Here is a 21611-nt window from a genome sequence, read left to right as displayed (position 1 = left end):
CATCACGCATGAATGAAATCGTCGAATCGTTAGCGAAACGTTAACCCTTTAGCTTCAAACTATCTTCCATATATCGGCATTGGAAACGCCATGAGGCGTTACGGTCGCAGCGCCGCTACGTTGCGAAAACACGAGAACCGCTTCGCCGAGCTGCCCTGTCGTCGCAATCAGACATGGAGGGGACGATGCTGCCTCCGGTTCGTGCCGCGTTAAGCTCATCCGTCGACTATCACGCGCCATCGCAACAGCCGTTGCAGCGCCAGCGGATCGACGTCGCCAACAGTTCCCCCAATATCGATCCGCCCGTCTCGGCACCTTTGTCCGGTGGCCGCCTGGACATCCTGTCGCTCTCGGCTCAACTTCAGCTCGCTCAGGGCTTCTCCGTCTTCGCCGAAACCATCGGCAAATTGATCAAGCTGCCCCGCCGCGAAGGGGAAGCTCTTCTCGATTATGCGCAACGCCTTTCCGAAGCCGTCAGGGCCATGAATCCCGCCGAGAGAGCGGCCCTGGAACGTATCCTCAATCAGCTCGTCAAAGGCGTCACGCTTCGCTTGCTGGCGGAAATTCTCAACAACCCTGCCGGACCGGACGCAGCGCGTTTCGCCATGCGGATGGAGGCTGCGCAGCTGCTCGACCGCGACCTCGCTGCCAGGGCGGTGGTGAGTTCCTATCGGCAGAACGCCGGCGTCGAACAGCCGCCCGGCCTGCTCCCGCAACAAGCAGCTCCGGCACAGGTGCCTGCCGAACCTCCGGCATCCACATCAACGGCAGCGGAGGAACAACGGACAGCGCAGGATGACGCAAACGGGACCCTGGGCGCTGCCGAGGTTGCAGAGGCGGACATCTTACAAAGTTCGGAGGCGGACAGGCCGGAAGGATCCGCGCAGATCGCAGGGGAACCCGACGCCGATGCGGCCGAAGTCCATGAGGGACTGGCTGCGCTTGCTTCCGAGACAGAGGAACTCCGGCAGCCCCCTGCGGACGGCGATAGCCTCGCCATCCATACCGACACCGAGATTGAACAGGAAATCCTGCTGGAGCCCGCCGAAGGCGATACGCCCGATCTTGCGACACCCTTTCCGGAAGAAGAAGCCGCAGTGTCGAGGGGTAGCCGGCGATCCGAAAGCCCTCAATCAAGCGCGCGGCCCGAAACCCTGGGGGACAGGCGCGGGTCCGTGCCTGTCTTCTATGACGGCCCAGCGCTCGCCCGACTTTCCCAAAGAGATCCGAGGCAGCCGGCGCCCGCGGATACGCCCCGCAGCGACAGGACATCAACCGCAGCCGTGACAGGGTGGCTTGCCGAAATCTTTGCTGAAGGCAATACCGGTCTTCTGAAGCTTCTACCGCTTGCTGCCGAGCCTTCCCCCGAACAACAGGCATTGGAGGAGCTGCTCGACAGCGAAATCTCAGCGCAATCTCCAGCCGAGGCGGACGAGACGGCCAGCGGGTTCCCGGCCGGACGGACAAACCGGACTTCCGAGATCCGGGAAGACGCTGCTCCTGCCGGCAAGCCGGCAGCCGCACCTTCGAACGCCAGCACTCAAGCTGCCGATACTGCGGCAGATATCGCCGACCAAATGTCACTTCCATTGGTACAGCCACAGGTTTTCCGCGACGGCGTGCCGCTTCCCTACGTCCCTTATCCGCCAGAGGAACGCGAGCGAGATCCCGAAGAGCGCAAGACCCGCGCCGTATCGGCAACGGACGAGGATGCCGAGCAGCAGCATTCGCCGGGCGAACAGGCTTTCGAGGATGACCGTGAGACGGAGGAAGAGGCCGAAGACGATAAGCCCAGGGACGATGCCGAGGACGAAGGGCGAGCGAACGACCTTTACTGGCGTATGGCCGGCTGGGCCTGATCCTCGGATTCATCCCGGGACGAGATGACAATTAATGGGCATAAAAAAGCCGCCGGACTTTCGATCCGGCGGCTTCTTATATTCTAAGAGGCGTCGATTACTCGTTGTTGCCGCGGTTCTTCAGAGCCGCGCCGAGAATATCGCCAAGCGAAGCACCGCTATCGGACGAACCGAACTGAGCAACGGCTTCCTTCTCTTCTGCGATCTCGAGAGCCTTGATCGACAGCATCACCTTGCGGTCCTTCTTGGACCAGTTGACGACGCGGGCGTCGAAAACCTGGCCGACCGAGAAACGCTCCGGACGCTGATCGTCGCGATCGCGTGCCAGGTCGTTGCGGCGGATGAAGGAGGTGATGTCTTCGTGGTTGACGAGCTTCACTTCGACGCCACCGTCGTTGACGGCGATGACTTCGCACGAAACGACAGCGTTCTTACGCAGTTCGCCGGAAGCGGCAGCTTCGCCGACCGCATCACGGCCGAGCTGCTTGATGCCGAGCGAGATGCGCTCCTTGTCCACGTCCACATCAAGAACGACAGCCTTGACGACGTCGCCCTTGTTGTACTCCTCGATAACCTGTTCGCCCGGACGGTTCCAGTCGAGGTCGGAGAGGTGAACCATGCCGTCGACATCGCCTTCGAGGCCGATGAACAGGCCGAATTCGGTCTTGTTCTTGACTTCGCCTTCAACTTCAGTGCCGGCCGGATGGCTGTAGGCGAATGCCTGCCACGGGTTTTCCAGCGTCTGCTTGAGGCCGAGCGAGATACGGCGCTTGGACGGATCGACTTCGAGAACGACAACGTCGACTTCCTGGCTCGTGGACAGGATCTTGCCGGGATGTACGTTCTTCTTGGTCCAGGACATTTCGGAAATGTGGATCAGGCCTTCGATGCCCGGCTCCAGTTCGACGAATGCACCGTAGTCGGTGATGTTCGTGACGGTGCCGGAAATCTTCTTGCCGACCGGGTACTTGGCCGAGATGCCATCCCACGGATCCGACTCGAGCTGCTTCATGCCGAGCGAGATACGGTGGGTTTCCTGGTTGATGCGGATGATCTGAACCTTGACCTGCTGGCCGATGTTCAGGATTTCCGACGGATGGTTGACGCGGCGCCATGCCATGTCGGTGACGTGCAGCAGGCCGTCGATGCCGCCGAGGTCAACGAACGCACCGTAATCGGTGATGTTCTTGACGACGCCGTCAACAACCTGGCCTTCTTCGAGGTTCTGAACGATTTCAGAACGCTGCTCGGCACGCGACTCTTCGAGAACCGTGCGGCGCGAAACAACGATGTTGCCGCGGCGCTTGTCCATCTTGAGGATTTCGAAGGGCTGCGGGTTGTGCATGAGCGGGGTAACGTCGCGGATCGGACGGATGTCGACCTGCGAACGCGGCAGGAAGGCAACGGCGCCGTCGAGATCGACGGTGAAGCCACCCTTGACCTGGTTGAAGATGACGCCTTCGACACGTTCGCCAGCTTCGAACTTGGCTTCGAGCTTGACCCAGCTTTCTTCGCGGCGAGCCTTCTCACGGGAAAGAACCGCTTCGCCGAGAGCGTTTTCGATGCGCTCGACATACACTTCGACTTCGTCGCCGACCTTCAGCGAACCGTCTTTGCCCTTGGCGCCAAATTCCTTCAGCGCGATGCGGCCTTCGACCTTGAGGCCGACGTCAACGACCGCAACATCCTTCTCGATCGCCGTCACAATGCCCTTGGCAACATAGCCTTCGGCCAGATCGGTCTTGGAAAAGGATTCTTCGAGGAGGGCTGCGAAGTCCTCCCGCGTGGGGTTAGATACTGCCATGAAATCTCCTAGAGTGCCTTGTTCTCAAGGCACATAAGCGCCGGGGGTTGGTGTTGTTCATGCCTGGGCATCAGGTCCGCCTCTCTGTTTCAAGAGGCAAATCCGGCGCGGGGACCGATCTCCAGACTTTCCGGTCTTTCAGGGACGAAGCCGGCCAAAGCCGGCTTGCATCGTCAATTCCTCTTCAGTGCGGCGTCGATGATGACCTTCGCTGCCTGAAACGCGGCCTCTATACTCATTTCCGAGGTATCAAGCAAGTGCGCATCCTCGGCAGGCCTCAGGGGGCTGTCAGCCCGGCCCATGTCGCGCTCGTCGCGTTTCTTCACGTCCACGAATATTTCCGCGTAGTCGGCGGACTGCCCCCTGCCGACGATCTCGTCGTAACGGCGCCTTGCACGCACTTCCGGCGAGGCGGTGACGTAAAACTTCACGGGCGCCTCGGGGCAGACGACGGTGCCGATATCGCGACCGTCGAGCACTGTTCCGGGCTTCCGTCGCGAAAAAGCGCGCTGCGCCTCGACCAATGCCCGGCGGACAGCCGGCATCACGGCGATCTTCGACGCCGCCTCACCGATCGCATGGACAGACAATACATCGCGATCGAGACCGGCAAGTTCCACCTCGCGCGCCATCTTCTCCGCAATTTTCTCGTCGTCGAGCGGCAGGCCTGCATCGAGAAGCGCCTTGGCCGCGGCGCGGTAGGTCAGACCGGTATCGAGGTGATGGAAGCCATAGGCGTCCGCAATCCGGCGGGACAGCGTCCCTTTTCCAGCGGCCGCCGGGCCGTCAATGGCGATGATCATTCCTGGCGTCAATTATTCCCACTCGTCTCTTGGCTTCAGGCGTTCCGCATGGCGCCGTACTGGCGAACCAGTTGCGCCATATCGCCCTGTCCGGGAATTTCATCAAGCCCCGCCGCCACGCCCTCGCGATCGGCGATGGGCCGGTTCTGGCTCACCTTCCACTTGCCTTCGATCTCGGCGATCTCGATCTCGACACCGACGATACCCTTGAGCTGAGCGCGGACGAAATCCTCCGGCGCGTCGCTTACGGACCAAGGAAGCACGCGGTTGCCTTCGTGCTGGCTGGTGATGGCGTTGATCTGGGACAGCAGCCAGTCGGCATCCTCGACGATGCGGGCAGATCCCCTCGCCTGTACGGTCGCATAGTTCCAGGTAGGCACGACCTTTCCGGTCTCGCGCTTGGTTTGGTACCAGGACGGGGTGACGTAGGAATCAGCGCCCTGGAAGACGGTGAGCACGGAGGCACCGTCGCGGATATCCTTCCACTGGCCGTTGGCGCGGGCCAGATGCAGGCGGAGCGTACCCTTCTTCGACGCTGCCGCATCGAGATGGAACGGGACGGGATTGGCGAGCAGGCCGGATGCGCCGGCGGTAATCAGCAGACCCAGCGGATGGGCGCGGATCAGGGCATGCTGGGTCGCGAGATCCTCTTCCCTGAAATGTGGCGGCTGGTACATCGGACGGCTCCTTCAATGGCAGGCGTGTCCATATCACAAACCATCCCGGCGATCACCTGCGGCGCATTGATGGGACGCATGAAAGTTTGTCTTTGACATCAAAGGGCACAGGCCTTATGGGGACCGGCTTAGATTTTTCACCCAATAGAAGCCGCGCAGGCGGCGAGCCGATCTATTCGGCCATCCTCATGAGGCTCTGACTGTGGCAAAAGCGGAACTCGGAACCAAGCGCACCGACCCCGATACCGGCAAGAAATTCTACGACCTGAACCGCGATCCCGTGGTATCCCCCTATACCGGCAAGTCCTGGCCGCTGTCCTTCTTCGAAGAAAACAGCGTGGCCAAGAAGATGGAACAGGCCGAGGAAGAGGACGTTCAGGAAGTCGATACCGAAAATCCGGAAGTCGAACTCGTCTCTCTCGAAGAGGGCGACGAAGCCGCCGGCGGCGACGATCTGCCCGACATCGGCGATGACGACGTGGATCTCGGCGATGACGACGACGACACCTTCCTGGAAGCCGACGAAGACGATGAAGACGACGATATGTCCGGCATCATCGGCGTGACCGGCGACGACGACGAAGTCTGATCGTCAACCATGATAAAGCCCGGCAAATCCATAAAAATTGCCGGGCTCGAAATTTTCGGCTTGCACTCTCCGTAAACGGGAAGTAATAAGCCGCCACTCCGCTAGGCCCAACCGCCTCGGAGTTCCCAGGACCGGAAGATGCCGGACCACCCTGATGGGGCTATAGCTCAGCTGGGAGAGCGCTTGCATGGCATGCAAGAGGTCAGCGGTTCGATCCCGCTTAGCTCCACCAAACCTAATCCCTACATATAGTTGTTGATCGACCGGGCCACGGCGCCTGCTCGGCGCCGCGCTACCTCGTTATCAAACTGGTGTGCGGGTGACGGGCCAGCCGGTTATGGACGCGCTTGCGGGAGATCATTGTTGGACGGCTGGGATGTGCCTTTTGACGTTCGGCCCTCTGCTCCAACTCCGGCAGGCTCGTGCAGGCCGAGCTGTCGGCGGCGACCTCGTCCAGATATTGCCGGCGACGCGCGACGGCCATCTGCCGGATGAGGGTTGCGAATATGCCGGCCAGAACGGCAACGATTGCCAAAACGGACATTAGAGCGACCATGAACGCCTCCTGTCACCGCAATAACGCGCGCAGATGGAGAAAGTTCGGCAATTATAGTCCGACGTCGTTCACATCGCATCACATCCCTTTGCTCAGGGGGCCCTTGCTTAAGGATGTCTCCAGGAGCGGCCGTGACGCCGGTCGAGCCAAGAAGTCCCTTGGAGCGCCGCCAGGATGATGATCACGCCGATCACCACCCTCACCTCCGGCACCTCACCGAAGAAGACATAACCCGTGACGGTGACGAAGACGATCGAGAGGTAACCGACGGGCGCAAGCACGCTCGCATCGGCGATCCGATAGGCTCGCAGGAAACAATATTGTCCGAGCTGGGCAAGGAAGCCGATGCCAAGCAGTGGGATCCAGTCCAAGGGCAAAACTGGCTGCCAGGTGAAGACCGCCGGAACGGCCGTGATGACCGTAAGGCCAACCGTGTAGAAGACCATCATGACCGTGGTGTTCTCGTCCTTGAGCGCGCGGGTTTGAATAATCGCCAGTGAGCCGAAGACGACCGAGACCAGTACGACCAGCACTTCGACCTCGAAACTCGACGTGCCGGGCGCCATGACGATCAGCACGCCGACGAAAGCAAGGCCGGCGCCGAGCCAGCGGATGCGGCTCACCGTTTCGCCGAGCATGGCGACGGCCATGGCCATTGTGATCAGCGGTCGGGAGAAGCCGACGGCATTGACCATGGCGAGCGGCAGCATGGTGATGGCGAAGAAATTGCTGGTCAGCGCCACCGCATTGCAGGAGATACGAAAAATGTTGCGCCACGGGTGCTTGACGCGGCGCATTTCGGCGCGGTGCCGCCAGATCAGCGGCAGGATGAACAACAGCCCGATCATCGCCCGGATGAAAACGAGCTGGAAGGCGGGATAGGTCGCTCCTTGCGCCTTTACCAGCGCCGTCATGCCGCCGGAGACCAGCGTCATGTCGAGAAGCAGCCAGCCGATGCCGATGCGGGCGTTCGAGGCCTGCTCGCTTTCCGCTTCCGGCGCGTGTTCCGTCGTCACGCCGGCTGCACGAGGTTCGCCATCAGCCGGAAGGCGCCTGGCACGAGCTTTTCGAGCTGGTGATGCAGCACCAGGCTTGTATGGGTATGGCGGCCCTCGCCGATGGCGCCGGAGATCAGCGCACCCTTCAGCGGCTGTTCGTGGACATCGTGCATGGCCAGAAGCGGTTCGTAGGCATCATCCCAGCGGGAGACGAAATAGAGGCCGCGCTCCTTGTCCCACCCCTGCCAGTCCTGCTGGCCAATCATGTTCGGTCCCTTGAGCAGCAGATGGTCGGGTGCAAGCACGGTGACTTCCGCCTTTGGATCGGTGACGCGCCAGCGCAGCGACGGCGAGCCGATTTCGATACGGCGGACCGGCGTCTCATTCGGGCCCCAGCCGTCCGTCGGACGGTGATAGAGGGTGACGAGGTGGCCGCCTTCTTCGACGAAGCGGTGCAGGCGTTGGGTCGCAGCTGCAAGGTCCTTGCGGAGGCCGAAGGCGAAGATGCCGACGACGATGGTGGTGAAGCGCGACAGATCACTGCTTAGCGCCTGAGCGTCGAGTTCGGTTACGTCGAGGCCCATGCGGGCGAGCCACAGACCGACGCGATCGGCACCGCCGCCGACATAACCGATGCGGGCGCCTTGGGGCAGCTTCAGATCGAGCGACAGGATCTTCAGGGCGGCAGGGGCGCGAAAGCTGGTGCGACCGATATGGCGGTAGGCGATCGGCGTGACTTGGAAGGCCGGGCCGCCGCCGATCTGCGGTTCGAGCTCGACGATACCGGGCTTGGCCGCATCGGTCGGAGAGACCGTCCAGCCGTCATCGTTTTTTTTCATCACCCAGCCGGCAGGCGTCTTGAAGGAGACCGGCGCGTTAACGCCGGACACGTTGGCCTTGATCGGCCATTCGGTCTGCTTCGTGCCGAGGGGTACGAGCAGCGCATCCGGCAGCAGGGTCAGCGACTGGGCGGGCGTCACGGCAAACGGCTCTTCGAGGTCGAATGTGCCGGAGACCAAACGTTTGCCGATCTCGGCCGAGATTTTTACATGCGCATGGCCATTGCCGCCGAGAGCCGACCAGGCGGGCAGGTAGAGGCCGGAGAGCGGCGCGTCCGATGCCGCGGTCAGAGCGAATACGCGGTCTTGGGCGAGCGACTGGACGGCGGACGATACGCCGGCGGGGAGAACCGGGGCGACATCGACCTTGTGGTTCGAAGCGCCTTCGCCAAGCTCCACGGTGAGCGCCGCAGCGCCGCCGGGGGAAATGGCTGAGGGATCGGCATAAGCGCGTTCGAAGATCGCCGCGGCATCGAGGATCGCGGCATCAACTTCGGCCTGCTTGCGCGCGATGCGATGACCATGCAGGGCCATAAACTCCTCTGATGCCATGGACGCGACGATCTCCAGCCAACCGGCGGCCTCGGTCAGCGCCGCAATGATCGCATCACGATCCGGGAACGCCGCCATAGCCACCGCGGTAGCCTGATCGGCTGAGCACAGTGCATTCTTCGTATTTGCCGCAAGGCCCGGAAAATCCGAAAGCACGGTCAGCGAGGCCGGCAGACCCTGAAGGACCGACTGCTCCGCCTTCGCCCCCCCGACGGAGAGTTTCAGATGCAGGGGCCACTCCCTTTCCGCCTGTTTCGGCCAATGCCCCATGCCCTGGGAGGCGTGGTAATAACGCGACCATTCGCCGATTCGGTCGTATTCCACGCCAGTCGCCGGATCGCGACCCTCCGCATGAACCGTCACCGTCGTATCCGGCGGCGGTACCTCGTCGTCATAGGTATTACCCCCACCGGACCAGGCAGGTAGATAATATTTCGCGCCCCTCCATGGTTTCAAGCCTTCCTCGATATGCTCAGGATAAGCATTCGGGTCCGCGGCGAGCGCAATCGCCGTCTCGGCGGCGCGGGTCATGGCGCGGTGGTGGCCGTGCTGGCCGGGCACGTCGAGGAAGGTCGGGATGACGATGTCTGGCCGCTCCATGCGATAGGCTCGCACCAGCCGTTCCACGGTTCGCGCCTCACCCCAGCGCGTGAAGGTCCCGTCGCCATCCTTGGAAAAACCGAAATCGTGCACCGGGTCGCAGGGGCCGTGGCCGAGCCAGGATATATCGGCGTCAATGACCCGGGCCGCCTCTTCCAATTCGCGGGAACGCAACACGCCAAGCGGGCCGAGGCGTTCCGGTCCCAGCGCATTCTGTCCACCCTCCCCACGCGTCGAGCAGGCGACGATGACCCGCATGCCAAGGCCAAAACGGAACCAGGCGAGCATCCCGTTCTGCTCGTCGTCCGGATGGGCACCGGTATTCATTACCGTGACCGTCGATTTCAGACGCGAAAGCCTCCGATGAAGCCGCACGAGCGAGGGGTCGGCCATTTGCCGTTCGATGCGTTCCCGAGCGGTCAGCATGAAAGTTCTCCAAAAATATCAGGTAGGAATATCGGCAAGCACGGCATGTGAGGTTTCGAGCTTGGGCGTCACCACATCGAAGAGCGGAAGTGCTGCCGCGCCGAGTGCGGCGGTCAGTTGTCCGGTCTGGCCGCGCAAGACACGCGGCAGGTCTCGCTGGCGCCGACTAGCGACCGAGGTGGGGAGATTGCCCATGCGGCCGATGATATCGCCGATGACGGCGTCCGGCAGCGCCCCCCCGAGGATCACGGTCTGCGGATCAAGGATGTTTTCGAGCATTGCAACCATCGGACCGAGATAGGTGGCTGCCTCGTCAATCCATTCCTCGATGACGGGATGCCGTTCGGCATGCAATTTCTCGATGTCGGAAAAGCCGCAATCCGGAAGGCCGGCACAGCTGAGCTTTTCCTTCAGCACATAGACGGAAGCATAACCCTCCAGGCACCCGAGCTGGCCACAGGAAGGGCAAGGCTTGCCTTTCGGCACGACCGTGACGTGGCCAATTTCACCTGCATTGCCGAAGGCACCGCGATAGGGCGCGCCATCCTGAATGATTCCCAAGCCAATGCCGACGCCAAAATAGATCATGCCGAAATTGGAGATCGCAAGGCCTGCCCCGAAAAGCCGTTCGCCGACTGCCGCGGCCGTGGCATCGTTCTCTATGAGCACCGTATGGCCGCAAGCCTCGCTCAGTGATTGTGCCGCGTCCAGGCCTGCCCAGCCCGGCAGCGTGGTTGGACCAACCGATGTCATGCCGTCGATCCCGAAAGGACCCGGCATGACGACGCCCGTGCCCAGGAGCTTTGCGCCGACCGATCGACTGACGGTGGAAAGCTCGTCCGCAAATGCGGGAAGAATGTGCTCCGGTGTCGCATCCCGAAGCGACACGATGCGCCTTGCCCGGAGTTTTCCGGAGAGGTCGAGCGCCACGGTCACCATATGGTCGGTGGCGATTTCCACGCCGATCGTGGCACCGCCTTCGGGGTTGACGGCGAACTGAACCGGCGGTTGACCCCGGCCGGACCGCAGGCGCCCCATTTCCATCAGCAAGCCCTCGCTCGCCAGCTCATCCACGATATTAGCGACCGCCTGCGGTGTGAGACGGGTGAGCTTTGCAATGTGGGCGCGACCGAGGGAACCATGCCGCCTCACCACATCCAGCACAACGCGCCGGTTGTGATCGCGGCTTCGTTCGGGGTTCTTCCCGATGGCCACCGGATGGGTGCCGATCGTGTGTATGGTCATCTCGCCCGTCCTTGGTTCGAGGGAAATTCATAACGCCGCAGGGCGGCAGGGGGCAATACAATAATTCAAGTAAATTATCTTATTGACAAACGATGCCGGGCGGGAAACCGTAAGGGAGTTGCGGCACCGAGCCGCAGCACTTCGGCGGAAGCATCTTTTCGCAGATCGGCAAGGCGTCCAACGTCAATCGACGGTGGAATGCAGGGAACAATCGGCCCTAAAGACCGGGAGATCCGGCGGGGTAAACGGAGGCTCACATGCGCAAGGCAACTTTGTTCGCCGGTCTCGTCGCCGGATTCAGCACATTTGCATTCAATGCCGCGCAAGCGGTCGAGATCGAATATTGGCAGTATGTCTTCGAGACGCGCGTGAAGGCGATGGACCAGCTCATCGCCGAGTTCCAGAAGGCCAATCCGGGCATCACCGTCAAACAGGTCACCTTCCCTTATGCCGATTATCAGACCCGGGTGATCGCCGCCAACATGGCGGGTCAAGGTCCGGACGTCATGCAGCTCTTCTACGGCTGGCTCGACAAGTTCGTATCCGGCCAACTTCTGCAGCCGCTGCCGACCAATATGTTCCCGCACGACAAGATCGAGAGCGAATTCTTCCCGATCGTCAGCGCCATGAAGCGCGGTGAGGATTATTACGGTTTGCCCACCGCGGTGCGCTCGCTTGCACTTTTCTACAACAAGAAGCTCTTCACGGAAGCCGGCCTCGATCCTGCGAACCCGCCGAAGACGCTCGATGAGTTCGTCGCCGCAGCCGAAAAGATCGCCAAGCATGATGCCTCGGGCAACCTTACCGTTGCAGGCTCGACACTCGATATGGGCGGGCAGGACCACCAATGGTGGCGCGAAGTGCTGATCCGCCAGTTTGGCGGCACCCCCTACACGGACAACGACGCGAAAGTTGCCTATGATAGCGAAGCCGGCATCAAGGCGCTGACGTTCTATACCAGTCTTCAACTCGAAAAGAAGATCGGACAGGCCGGCTTCATGGACGAGGGCCAGGCTGCATTTCGCGGCGGCAAGGCCGGCATGACGATCGACGGCACTTTCCGCCTCGGCTCGTTCAAGACCATCAAGGACTTCGAATGGGGCGTGACCGAACTTCCGGCCAATGCCCAGGGCGTTCGTTCCAACTATGCGAGCTACTTCGCCAACGGCATCAGCTCCAAGACCAAGGGCGAAGAGCTGGAGGCTTCCAAGAAGTTTCTGGCCTATATCACCTCGCCTGCCGCGATGGAGATCTGGCTAAAGACAGTCGGCGAATTGCCGGCAAGGCGTTCAGCGGCGCTCACCGAAGCCAATCTGAAAGACCCCGTCTATGGGCCTTTCCTGAAAGGCCTGGAATACGCTCACACCACGCTGTTCAAGGATGAAGCCGCCCAGCGCCAGAACGCCATCGATATGGCGAACCGCGTCCTGCTCGAAGGCCAGTCCGTCAAGGACTCCATCAAGCAGGCGGCAGAAGCCGAACAGGAAATCATCGACGCGGCTAAGCCATAACCGGCGGAGCCAATCATGGCAGCGATCGAACAACGGGGGGCGGCATCCGACCGTCCCGGCAGATCCTTTGGAGACCGCATTTCCATGCGGACGAAGCGGCTGCTCTGGGTTTGGGGATTTCTGGCGCTGCCGATCCTCTTCTACACAGTGATCCGCTTTTATCCGACATTCCAAGCCTTCTACCTGTCGTTTACCAATTGGGACCTGCTCCGCCCCGCGAAGTTCATCGGCGCCGCGAATTACGTGAAGCTGTTCAAGGATCCGCAGTTCTGGAAGGTGTTCAAAAATACCTTCACCTATCTGATCGTCGGCACTCCTATCAGCCTGGTTCTGGCCTTCGTCATCGCCTTTTTTCTCGATCGCGTTCGCCTTCTACACGGCTTCATCCGGGCGCTTTATTTCCTGCCCTACCTTACAACTGCCGCGGCCATGGCCTGGGTCTGGCGCTGGTTCTACCAACCGCCGCCGATCGGCGTGATCAACGACGTCTTCGGCATGCTTGGCATCCCGCAACAGCCCTTTATCCGCTCGGTGGACCAGGCGCTGTTTTCGATCATGGTAACGGCCATATGGGCGGGCCTCGGCTTCCAAATCATCATCTTCATGGCCGGACTACGCGCCATTCCGACTACTTTCTATGAGGCTGCCCGCATCGATGGGCTCGGCGAATGGGCAATCCTGCGCAAGATCACCCTGCCGCTCCTGAAGCCCACCACCGTCTTCCTGGTGGTCTTCTCGTCGATCGGTTTCCTGCGCATCTTCGATCAGGTCTACAACATGACCACCAACGATCCCGGCGGGCCGCTCGGATCGACCAAGCCGCTAGTGCTGATGATCTACCAGACCGCCTTCAACTCCTACGCCATGGGATATGCGGCCGCACAGACCGTTGTTCTGTTCACCATTCTGCTAGTGGTTTCGTTGCTGCAGCTCTTCATCCTGAGGGACAAGAAATGAGCGAAGCGCCAGCCTTTTTCCATTCCAACATCCGACCTGGCCGGATCATCGCCTGGACATTGCTTCTGATCGGCGGCCTCATCATGGTCTCGCCACTTGCCTTCATGTTCTCGACATCCTTCAAGACGGCCGATCAGGTCTACGACCTGCGCCTTGTACCGGCTGCGCCTACACTTACGAATTACATCACCGTACTGGCCGACGGCCGATTCACGCGCTGGTTCTTCAATTCCACGCTGGTTGCGGTCATCGTCACCCTATCGAACTGCTTCTTCGACAGCCTGGTCGGCTATACGCTCGCGAAATTCCAGTTTCGCGGCCGCTATTTCATCTTTCTCGCAATCCTCTCGACGCTGATGATTCCGACCGAGATGCTGGTCATTCCGTGGTATCTAATGTCGAGCCAGCTCGGCTGGCTGGACAGCTATTGGGGCATCATGTTTCCCGGCATGATGACGGCCTTCGGCACCTTCCTGATGAAGCAATTTTTCGAGACTGTGCCGAACGATTTCATCGAAGCCGCGCGCGTCGACGGGCTCAATGAATTCCAAATCTGGTGGAAAGTGGCGCTACCGCTGGTGACGCCGGCGCTTTCGGCGCTTGCGATCTTCACCTTCCTCGGCAACTGGACGGCGTTCTTCTGGCCGCTGATCGTCACCACCAGCAAGGAACTCTATACGTTGCCGGTCGGACTTTCGAGCTTCGCGGTCGAGCAATCCATCCAGTGGGAAATGATCATGACAGGTGCGGCAATCGCCACCCTTCCCACGCTTCTCGTCTTCCTCGTCCTGCAGCGCTACATCGTCCGCGGTGTGATGCTGGCAGGCCTGAAAGGATAAAACCATGGCGGATATCAACCCGCGCCTTTCCGACACCAGCAAGTTCCCCGATCCGGTCTACAAGGAAACGGTGCTGCGGCCGCTCTTCGACGGCGCCAAGAGCCATCACGTTGACGGCTTCCGCCGGATCGACCGCGCGCATCTCGTCATGCTGGTCGAAACCGGCATCCTTGAGAAGAGTCTTGCGTCCAAGATCGCTGATGCGCTCGTGGCGATCGATCGGGAAATCGATCCTTCGACCCTCGTTTATACGGGCGAGGTGGAAGATTTCTTTTTCCTCATTGAGAAGGAGCTGAAGGCCCGCATCGGCGTTGATATCGCCGGGCGCCTGCACACGGCCCGTTCGCGCAACGACATCGACCACACGCTCTTCAAGCTCGGCCTCAAGGACAGGATCGATGCGCTGATGGGTAAAGCTCGACGCCTGCTTGCCACGATGATCGATGCCGCCGAGCGGGAGAAGGCGACTTTGATCGTCGCCTATACCCACGGCCAACCGGCCCAGCCGACCACGTTCGGACATTATCTCTCCGCTGCGATCGAGGTACTGATCCGCGATATAGAACGATTTGCCGAAGCCCGCCGGATCGTCGATCTGTCGCCGATGGGCGCTGCGGCGATCACCACGTCCGGCTTCCCGATCGACCGCGCCCGTGTCGCCGAACTGCTCGGCTTCTCGGCGCCGCTCAGAAATTCCTATTCCTGCATCGCCGCCGTCGATTATACGACTTCGACCTATTCGGCGATCGAGTTGATGTTCCTGCATCTCGGTCGACTGATCCAGGATTTCCAGTTCTGGACGAGCTTCGAAGTCGGCCAGATCTACGTGCCGAATGCGCTGGTGCAGATTTCCTCGATCATGCCGCAGAAGCGCAATCCGGTGCCGATCGAGCATCTTCGCCATCTCGCGAGCCAGACGATGGGCCGAGCCCGGACTGTGCTCGACGTGATGCACAACACGCCCTTCACCGACATGAACGACAGCGAGGGCGAGACCCAAGGCATGGGCTACGAGGCCTTCGCCTCCGCCGCCCGTGTGCTCGACCTGCTTGCCGCGCTGATCAGCCAGATCAGCATCGATCCGGAACGGGTGGACCAGAACATCCGCCGGTCCTGCATTACCATCACCGAGCTTGCGGACTCCCTGGTCAGGATCGAAGACCTTTCCTTCCGCGAGGCGCACGAGATTGCCGCCGCGACCGCCAAGAGCGTCGTCGCCGCCAAGGGCAGCCTGAGCGATGACGGATACGAGCCCTTCCTGAAGGCGTTTGAGCATCTCACGGGCCGCAAGCCCTCGGTCGATCTCGTCAAGTTCAGGGAGATCGTCTCGCCGGAGCATTTCGTTTCCGTGCGCGCCCGCTTCGGCGGCCCCGCGACCGCGCCGATGAACGCGGCGTTGACCAGCTATCGCGAGACACTTTCCGCTTTCGAGGCGCATGCGAGGAAGGCGGCGGAGCATGAAGCAGCCGCCGCGGCCGAACTCGAGGAAAAATTCACCGCCCTCGTGGGAGCCTGCTGATGGCAACGATCGAACTTGAGAAACTCGTGAAGAGCTACGGCAAGGTCGAGGCGGTCAAGGGCATCGACCTTTCGATCGCCGACGGTGAGTTTATTGTCTTCGTCGGTCCGTCCGGCTGTGGAAAATCGACCACGCTCCGAATGATTGCAGGGCTCGAAGAAATTTCCGGCGGCACGCTGAAGATCGGCGAGGCGGTGGTCAACGAACGCGAACCGAAGCAGCGCAACATTGCGATGGTATTCCAGAACTATGCGATTTATCCGCATATGACGGTGCGCCAGAATATCGGCTTCGGGCTTTATACCTCGAAATTCAGCAAGGCCGAGAAGAACAGAAGAATCGAAGAGGCCGGCCACATCCTCGGCCTCGAGGCCTTACTCGACCGACGCCCTGCGGCGCTTTCCGGCGGCCAACGGCAACGCGTCGCGATCGGCCGCGCCATGGTCCGCGATCCTGCCGCTTTCCTGTTCGACGAACCGCTTTCCAACCTCGACGCCCAGCTTCGCGCCCAGATGCGCATCGAGATCAAGCGCTTGCACCAGCGGTTGAAGACAACCACCGTTTACGTGACGCATGACCAAATCGAGGCCATGACCATGGCCGACCGGATCGTCGTGATGAAGGACGGCAATATCCTTCAGGTCGGAACGCCCTCGGAGCTCTATGAAAGCCCCGTCGACGTGTTCACCGCGCGTTTTATCGGCAGCCCTTCGATGAACCTCGTGCGTGGCAGGAGAACCGGCAGCGGCGTGGAGGCACAGGACGGCGGCGATGTCCTGATCGGCATCCGGCCCCACGACCTGATCGTTGCCGACGATGATAAGGTGTCCCCTGCCGCATTCCGGTTGCGCGGCACCGTGATAGCCGTTGAGCCACTGGGGCCGGAGACGCTCGTACATCTGGATGTTGCCGGAACCTCAATCATTGCGACCGCGCGAAACAAGTTCGTGCCGGCCGTCGGAAGTACGCTCAGCTGCGACGCCGCTTCCGGTGGCCTCTACCTCTTCGATGCCAGCACAGAGAAATTTCTGGAGCGTTCATGATGACGCATACAGAGACAAGATCCGCGGTGCTCAGCATCGGGCGGATCTATTGCGACCTTATCTTCACTGGCCTCGACCACCTGCCGGTGCTGGGGCGCGAGCTTTTTGCAAGCGGGATGGAGATCGCGGCCGGCGGCGGAGCCTTCATCGCTGCGGCGCATCTCGCCCATGCGGGGCGCAAGGTGGCGCTCGCTGCCCGGCTCGGCACGGACTCTCTGTCGGCGGGCGTCGAAACGCAGATACGTGAAAGCGGGGTCGACCTTCAGTTCATCGAACATTCGGAAGACGCCGGACCGCAAGTGACCGTGGCGGCCGTGGTCGGGCAGGACCGCGCCTTCTTGACCCGCCGTGCGGGACAAGCCCTTCCGGCGACGCTCGACGCCGCCTTGGACTGGGAAGAGGCGCGCCACCTCCACATCGCCGAATACGCAACGCTGCACGAAATCCCGGATCTCGTTTCCCGCGCTAAGGAAAGAGGCCTCACCGTCTCGCTCGACCCCAGTTGGGACGCGACGCTGATTTACGATCGCGGCCTGCTCCGCGCCTGCGAAGACGTCGATCTGTTCATGCCGAACCTGGAAGAGGCAGAGGCGATCACCGCCTCTGCCGATCCACAAGCTGCGATCCGCAAACTGTCGCTTGCGTTTTCGACGGTCGTGGTGAAGGGAGGCGCGAAGGGCGCATGGGCAATGTCGAATGACCAAGTGCTGCATGAGCCAGCCGAGACGGTACCGGTTATCGATACGACGGGGGCAGGCGATGCTTTTAATGCGGGCTTCATCAATGCGTGGCTGAGCGGGGCCTCTGACGAGGCTTGTTTGCGTGCCGGCATCCGCTTCGGCAGCCTTGCGGTTCAGGCTGCCGGCGGCGCCAGGCTGCTTCCGGCTGCGAATTAGGCAATCGCCCGATCGTTCGTGTCAAACCGATGAAGGCTCGCCTTGTCCGGCGTGGCATAAACCACGTCATCGGGCGCATAACGATGCTCGCCGAACAGTCGAACGGTCAGAAGTCCCGTCACTTCCGTTTCCAGATAAACGATCGTATCGGCGCCGAGGTGCTCCACGTGAATCACCCTGCCTTTCCAGGCGCCGTTTTCGCGGGACAGGGCGATGTGCTCAGGACGGACACCGATCGTTTTCGCGCCGGACTGACCGAGTTTTTCTGCGGGGATAAAATTCATCTGCGGCGAGCCGATGAACCCGGCAACGAAGATGTTGGCCGGCCTGTTGTAAAGCTCCATCGGCGAGCCGATCTGCTCGATCGCGCCGGCATTCAGCACGACGATCTTGTCGGCCAATGTCATAGCCTCGACCTGGTCGTGGGTGACGTAGATCATTGTCGCCTTCAGCCGCCGGTGAAGGCCGGCGATTTCCAGCCGCGTCTGGACGCGTAGTGCCGCGTCGAGGTTCGAGAGCGGCTCGTCGAACAGGAAGAGCTTCGGTTCGCGCACGATGGCGCGGCCGATGGCAACGCGCTGGCGCTGGCCGCCGGACAATTCGGCCGGTCGGCGGGCAAGATAGGGATCAAGCGACAACATGGCCGACGCCTTGGCGACGCGAGTGTCGATCTCCGCTCTTTCGGTGCCCGCCTGCTTGAGGCCAAGACCCATATTGTCCTTGACGTTGAGGTGGGGATAAAGCGCGTAGGACTGGAAGACCATGGCGATGCCGCGCTTTGCCGGCGGCGTGTTGACGACTTCTGCACCGTCGATCCGCACGCTGCCGGAGGTGGCATCCTCAAGCCCGGCAATCACCCGCAGGAGCGTGGATTTGCCGCAGCCGGACGGCCCGACGAAGATGACGAACTCACCGTCCTTGACCTCAAGGTCGATGCCTTTCAGCACCTCGTGCGTGCCAAAGGCCTTGCGGATGGATTTCAGCTCAAGAGAACCCAAGGTACGTTTTCCTTATAAACGGATCGGCTTGCCGGTGCGTACGCTCTCATCCGCCCCGAGGCAGATCCTGAGCGACTGGACGGCATCGTCCATGTGCCGGGTGAGATCGATGTCCCCTCGGATGGCTTTCAGAACATAGGCCTGTTCGAGATCGCAGAGTTTCTGGTGATCCGGCTCACCGGACATGGAAAGATCTTCATCCGGCCGAATAAACCGGCCATCCGGGCCGGTCTCGGCGGTGTGGACACGGATGACCGAAGTCTTGGTATGCGTGTCGATGTCGTCGGACTTGGCCTTATGATCGACGAGGATCGACACCGATCCCCTGGGCGACATGACGTCCTTCACGAAGAAGGCCGTCTCCGACATCATTGGACCCCAGCCCGCCTCGTACCAGCCGACGGAACCGTCCTCGAACATCACCTGGAGATGGCCGTAGTTATACATGTCCGGCGCAATCTCTTCGGACATGCGCAGGCCCATGCCGCGCACCTCGACCGGCCTGGCATCGGTGATCTGGCACATGACATCGACGTAATGCACGCCGCAATCGACGATCGGCGAGGTGGTTTGCATCAGCGCCTTGTGGACGTCCCATTTTTCGCCCGACGACTGCTGGTTCAGGTTCATGCGGAAGACGAAAGGCGGACCGAGCTTGCGCGCCTCCTCGATCAGCCGCATCCAGGACGGATGGTGGCGAAGGATATAACCGATCACCAGCTTGCGGCCATGCTTCTTCGCCGCCGCGACGACGCGCTCGGCATCGGCGACGGTGGTCGCCAGAGGCTTTTCCACGAAGACGTGGCAGCCGGCTTCAAAGGCCATGACCGCATAGTCCGCGTGACTGTCCGAATAGGTGTTGATCGAGCATAAATCAGGCTTCAGTTGATCGAGTGCCTGCCCGAAATCCGAGAAGACCGGATAGGCATCGAGCTCCGTCGGCAAATCCCGTTTCGTACGGTTGACGAGCCCGACGATCTCGAAGCTCGGATTGTTGTGATAGGCGAGCGCATGGCTGCGGCCCATGTTACCGAGGCCTGCGACGACAACGCGGACAGGAGGAGTGGATGTGTTCACTTGACGGCTCCCGAGGTGATGCCGCGGATCAATTGCCGCGAGAAGATGACGTAAAGCACCATGACCGGCAGGATCGCCAGCGACAGCGCCGACAGCACTGCATTCCAGTTGGTGACGAACTGGCCGATAAACATCTGGGCGCCGAGCGTGACCGTCTTGGTGGCCTCGCCGGGAGCCAGGATCAACGGGAACCAGAGATCGTTCCAGATCGGGATCATGGTAAAGACCGCGACGGTCGCCATGGCGGGCCTGACCAGCGGCAGGACAAGGCGGAAGAAGATCGCATATTCCGAAAGCCCATCGATCCGGCCGGCATTCTTCAGATCGTCTGATACGGTGCGCATGAATTCCGAAAGGATGAAGATCGCGAGCGGCAGCCCTTGCGCGGTGTAGACGAGGATCAGCGAGGTCAGCGTGTTGACGAGGCCGGCGGCCACCATGCCCTGCAGGATCGCGACCGTGCCGAGGCGGATCGGGATCATGATGCCGAGCGCCAGATAGAGGCCGAGCAGCGTGTTTCCGCGGAAACGGTATTCAGACAGGGCGAATGCGGCCATCGCGCCAAACAGCAGGACCAGAGCGATGGAGACAACCGTGACGACAAGGCTGTTCTGGAAATATCCGATGAAATCGCCCTGCTGCAGAACCGTCTCATAGCCGACGAGACTGAAGGTCGAGGGCGTCGGCACGGCCATCGGCTCGCGGAAGATGGCGTTGCGGCTCTTGAACGAATTGACGACCGTCAGGAAGACCGGGAAAAGCGCAACCACGGTATAGGCAATCAGCGCGAGGTGGATGAGCGCGGTGCGCAACGGAGCGGCGCGGGCTTTCGACATCTTTGCGCTCCTAGAATTGATAGCGACGCATGCGCCGCTGGATGACGAAAAGGTAAAGGGATACGCCGGCCAGGATGATGAGGAACATCACGGCGGCGATGGTGGCGCCCATGGAGCGGTCTCCCATCTGGTTCTGGAAACCGAAGAAGGTACGGTAGAGGAGCGTGCCCAGGATATCAGTCGAGCCGTTCGGCCCGGCGAGAGCGCCCTGCACCGTATAGATCAGGTCGAAGGCGTTGAAATTGCCGACGAAAGTCAGCACCGAGACGATGCCGATCGAAGGCAGGATAAGCGGCAGCTTGATCTTCCAGAACTGGCTCCAGCCGGTGATGCCGTCGCATTCGGCCGCTTCCAGAACTTCATCGGGAATATTCAGGAGCGCCGCATAGATCAGCATCATAGGGATACCGACATATTGCCAGACCGAGATGAGGGAGACCGCGAGCAGCGCAGTATCCGGTTTGCCGAGCCAGGGCGCGAAGAAGGATTTAAGGCCGACAAGGTCCATCAGGCCCGGCGCAATACCCCAGATCGGCGAAAGGATGAGTTTCCAGATGAAGCCGACGATAACGAAGGACAGCAGCGTCGGCACGAAGATTGCCGAGCGGTAGAAAGCGGCGAAGCGCAAATTCGGTACCGACAGCATGGCGGCGATCGCGATGCCGACCGGGTTCTGCACCAGCATATGGATGATGAAGAAGACGACGTTGTTGCTCAGTGCATTCCAAAAGTCGGCGGAAAGCCGCGGATCGCTGAAGAGCACCTTGAAATTGTTGAGACCCACGAAGGCGAGCTGGCCCTCGACCATGTTGAACAGCGACAGGCGCAGGGTCTCGATCAGAGGCAGGATCATTACGGCCGTATAGACGAGAAAGGCCGGCGCCAGAAAAACGGCGATGTGCCAGCGGGTCGACCGTTTGACAGGAGCCGCTTCGATATCGGCAATTTCGGTATCGCTCATGGCTCGGTTCCAAGTGTTCATAGGGT

At 61.0% G+C, this 21611-nt stretch carries 19 protein-coding genes and 1 tRNA gene; 9 read left to right on the top strand and 11 right to left on the bottom strand.

The window, feature by feature from the left end; translation table 11 throughout:
- The first annotated feature begins 185 nt into the window (after positions 1-185).
- Positions 186-1859: a hypothetical protein gene (locus C5L12_RS18955; protein ID WP_105373614.1), complete on the top strand. Its 1674-nt coding sequence runs from the start codon at positions 186-188 to the stop codon at positions 1857-1859.
- A gap of 97 nt (positions 1860-1956) precedes the next feature.
- Here C5L12_RS18955 and rpsA read toward each other — a convergent pair whose 3' ends face one another.
- The 3 genes from rpsA to C5L12_RS18940 form a co-directional block, all read right to left on the bottom strand.
- On the bottom strand, positions 1957-3663 hold the full coding sequence (gene rpsA / locus C5L12_RS18950) for a 30S ribosomal protein S1 (protein WP_105373613.1): 1707 nt from the start codon (positions 3661-3663) through the stop codon (positions 1957-1959).
- 173 nt (positions 3664-3836) lie between these two features.
- The gene (cmk, locus tag C5L12_RS18945; RefSeq protein ID WP_105373612.1) at positions 3837-4466 is read right to left on the bottom strand and encodes a (d)CMP kinase; all 630 of its coding nucleotides are present in this window, start codon (positions 4464-4466) and stop codon (positions 3837-3839) included.
- A 35-nt stretch (positions 4467-4501) separates the two neighbouring features.
- Positions 4502-5143 (bottom strand): FMN-binding negative transcriptional regulator, encoded by a 642-nt coding sequence (locus tag C5L12_RS18940; RefSeq protein ID WP_105373611.1) that lies wholly within the window; start codon positions 5141-5143, stop codon positions 4502-4504.
- A gap of 202 nt (positions 5144-5345) precedes the next feature.
- Here C5L12_RS18940 and C5L12_RS18935 point away from each other — a divergent pair, with 202 nt between their 5' ends.
- Positions 5346-5732, top strand: coding sequence for a TIGR02300 family protein (locus tag C5L12_RS18935; protein ID WP_105373610.1), 387 nt, complete (start codon positions 5346-5348; stop codon positions 5730-5732).
- Between the two features lie 156 nt (positions 5733-5888).
- Positions 5889-5964 (top strand) — tRNA-Ala (locus tag C5L12_RS18930).
- A 60-nt stretch (positions 5965-6024) separates the two neighbouring features.
- Here the strand turns inward: C5L12_RS18930 and C5L12_RS28195 are convergent.
- The 4 genes from C5L12_RS28195 to C5L12_RS18915 form a co-directional block, all read right to left on the bottom strand.
- Positions 6025-6288, bottom strand: a complete 264-nt coding sequence (locus C5L12_RS28195; RefSeq protein WP_157949084.1) for a hypothetical protein — start codon at positions 6286-6288, stop codon at positions 6025-6027.
- Between the two features lie 107 nt (positions 6289-6395).
- Entirely contained in the window at positions 6396-7304 is a 909-nt protein-coding gene (locus tag C5L12_RS18925) for a DMT family transporter (protein WP_105373609.1), read from the bottom strand.
- Positions 7301-9703, bottom strand: a complete 2403-nt coding sequence (locus C5L12_RS18920; protein ID WP_105373608.1) for a PIG-L family deacetylase — start codon at positions 9701-9703, stop codon at positions 7301-7303. The genes C5L12_RS18925 and C5L12_RS18920 overlap by 4 nt, the downstream gene beginning before the upstream one ends.
- Positions 9704-9721: 18 nt before the next feature.
- Entirely contained in the window at positions 9722-10948 is a 1227-nt protein-coding gene (locus C5L12_RS18915) for an ROK family protein (protein ID WP_105373607.1), read from the bottom strand.
- A gap of 257 nt (positions 10949-11205) precedes the next feature.
- On the opposite strand from C5L12_RS18915, the gene C5L12_RS18910 reads away from it, so the two are divergent.
- Genes C5L12_RS18910 through C5L12_RS18885 form a run of 6 tightly spaced genes read left to right on the top strand, consistent with a single transcriptional unit; the run spans position 11206 to position 17713 of the window.
- The gene (locus C5L12_RS18910; RefSeq protein WP_105373606.1) at positions 11206-12459 is read left to right on the top strand and encodes a sugar ABC transporter substrate-binding protein; all 1254 of its coding nucleotides are present in this window, start codon (positions 11206-11208) and stop codon (positions 12457-12459) included.
- 15 nt (positions 12460-12474) lie between these two features.
- The gene (locus tag C5L12_RS18905) at positions 12475-13416 is read left to right on the top strand and encodes a carbohydrate ABC transporter permease (protein WP_105373605.1); all 942 of its coding nucleotides are present in this window, start codon (positions 12475-12477) and stop codon (positions 13414-13416) included.
- Positions 13413-14255 (top strand): carbohydrate ABC transporter permease, encoded by an 843-nt coding sequence (locus tag C5L12_RS18900; protein WP_105373604.1) that lies wholly within the window; start codon positions 13413-13415, stop codon positions 14253-14255. Before C5L12_RS18905 ends, C5L12_RS18900 begins: the two co-directional genes overlap by 4 nt.
- 4 nt (positions 14256-14259) lie before the next feature.
- Positions 14260-15774, top strand: a complete 1515-nt coding sequence (argH, locus tag C5L12_RS18895; protein ID WP_105373603.1) for an argininosuccinate lyase — start codon at positions 14260-14262, stop codon at positions 15772-15774.
- A complete protein-coding gene (locus C5L12_RS18890; RefSeq protein WP_105373602.1) occupies positions 15774-16817 on the top strand; it encodes an ABC transporter ATP-binding protein in 1044 nt (347 codons plus the stop codon). Before argH ends, C5L12_RS18890 begins: the two co-directional genes overlap by 1 nt.
- Entirely contained in the window at positions 16814-17713 is a 900-nt protein-coding gene (locus C5L12_RS18885) for a carbohydrate kinase family protein (protein WP_105373601.1), read from the top strand. The genes C5L12_RS18890 and C5L12_RS18885 overlap by 4 nt, the downstream gene beginning before the upstream one ends.
- Here C5L12_RS18885 and C5L12_RS18880 read toward each other — a convergent pair.
- From C5L12_RS18880 to C5L12_RS18865, 4 genes are read right to left on the bottom strand one after another with little or no spacing between them, the layout of a single operon-like run.
- On the bottom strand, positions 17710-18711 hold the full coding sequence (locus tag C5L12_RS18880; RefSeq protein WP_105373600.1) for an ABC transporter ATP-binding protein: 1002 nt from the start codon (positions 18709-18711) through the stop codon (positions 17710-17712). The two genes, C5L12_RS18885 and C5L12_RS18880, sit on opposite strands and share 4 nt — an antisense overlap.
- A 12-nt stretch (positions 18712-18723) precedes the next feature.
- Positions 18724-19788: a Gfo/Idh/MocA family protein gene (locus C5L12_RS18875; RefSeq protein WP_105373599.1), complete on the bottom strand. Its 1065-nt coding sequence runs from the start codon at positions 19786-19788 to the stop codon at positions 18724-18726.
- Entirely contained in the window at positions 19785-20624 is an 840-nt protein-coding gene (locus C5L12_RS18870; RefSeq protein WP_105373598.1) for a carbohydrate ABC transporter permease, read from the bottom strand. The genes C5L12_RS18875 and C5L12_RS18870 overlap by 4 nt, the downstream gene beginning before the upstream one ends.
- 10 nt (positions 20625-20634) lie before the next feature.
- Positions 20635-21585 carry a carbohydrate ABC transporter permease gene (locus C5L12_RS18865; RefSeq protein WP_105373597.1) on the bottom strand — a complete coding sequence of 317 codons (951 nt, stop codon included), beginning with the start codon at positions 21583-21585 and terminating at the stop codon, positions 20635-20637.
- Between the last annotated feature and the right edge of the window lie 26 nt (positions 21586-21611).

It is taken from the genome of Neorhizobium huautlense (genome assembly GCF_002968575.1).
GTDB lineage: Bacteria > Pseudomonadota > Alphaproteobacteria > Rhizobiales > Rhizobiaceae > Neorhizobium > Neorhizobium huautlense.
Note: the sequence above shows the minus strand (reverse complement) of the source record. Positions and strands in the feature narration are given on the sequence as shown.

What these genes read in the sequence shown, in the direction of transcription:
- C5L12_RS18955 (WP_105373614.1), top strand. Translation starts at nt 186, where the DNA reads ATGCTGCCTCCGGTTCGTGCCGCGTTAAGCTCATCCGTCGACTATCAC.
- rpsA (WP_105373613.1), bottom strand. Translation starts at nt 3,663, where the DNA reads ATGGCAGTATCTAACCCCACGCGGGAGGACTTCGCAGCCCTCCTCGAA.
- cmk (WP_105373612.1), bottom strand. Translation starts at nt 4,466, where the DNA reads ATGATCATCGCCATTGACGGCCCGGCGGCCGCTGGAAAAGGGACGCTG.
- C5L12_RS18940 (WP_105373611.1), bottom strand. Translation starts at nt 5,143, where the DNA reads ATGTACCAGCCGCCACATTTCAGGGAAGAGGATCTCGCGACCCAGCAT.
- C5L12_RS28195 (WP_157949084.1), bottom strand. Translation starts at nt 6,288, where the DNA reads ATGGTCGCTCTAATGTCCGTTTTGGCAATCGTTGCCGTTCTGGCCGGC.
- C5L12_RS18920 (WP_105373608.1), bottom strand. Translation starts at nt 9,703, where the DNA reads ATGCTGACCGCTCGGGAACGCATCGAACGGCAAATGGCCGACCCCTCG.
- C5L12_RS18915 (WP_105373607.1), bottom strand. Translation starts at nt 10,948, where the DNA reads ATGACCATACACACGATCGGCACCCATCCGGTGGCCATCGGGAAGAAC.
- C5L12_RS18910 (WP_105373606.1), top strand. Translation starts at nt 11,206, where the DNA reads ATGCGCAAGGCAACTTTGTTCGCCGGTCTCGTCGCCGGATTCAGCACA.
- C5L12_RS18905 (WP_105373605.1), top strand. Translation starts at nt 12,475, where the DNA reads ATGGCAGCGATCGAACAACGGGGGGCGGCATCCGACCGTCCCGGCAGA.
- C5L12_RS18900 (WP_105373604.1), top strand. Translation starts at nt 13,413, where the DNA reads ATGAGCGAAGCGCCAGCCTTTTTCCATTCCAACATCCGACCTGGCCGG.
- argH (WP_105373603.1), top strand. Translation starts at nt 14,260, where the DNA reads ATGGCGGATATCAACCCGCGCCTTTCCGACACCAGCAAGTTCCCCGAT.
- C5L12_RS18890 (WP_105373602.1), top strand. Translation starts at nt 15,774, where the DNA reads ATGGCAACGATCGAACTTGAGAAACTCGTGAAGAGCTACGGCAAGGTC.
- C5L12_RS18885 (WP_105373601.1), top strand. Translation starts at nt 16,814, where the DNA reads ATGATGACGCATACAGAGACAAGATCCGCGGTGCTCAGCATCGGGCGG.
- C5L12_RS18870 (WP_105373598.1), bottom strand. Translation starts at nt 20,624, where the DNA reads ATGTCGAAAGCCCGCGCCGCTCCGTTGCGCACCGCGCTCATCCACCTC.
- C5L12_RS18865 (WP_105373597.1), bottom strand. Translation starts at nt 21,585, where the DNA reads ATGAGCGATACCGAAATTGCCGATATCGAAGCGGCTCCTGTCAAACGG.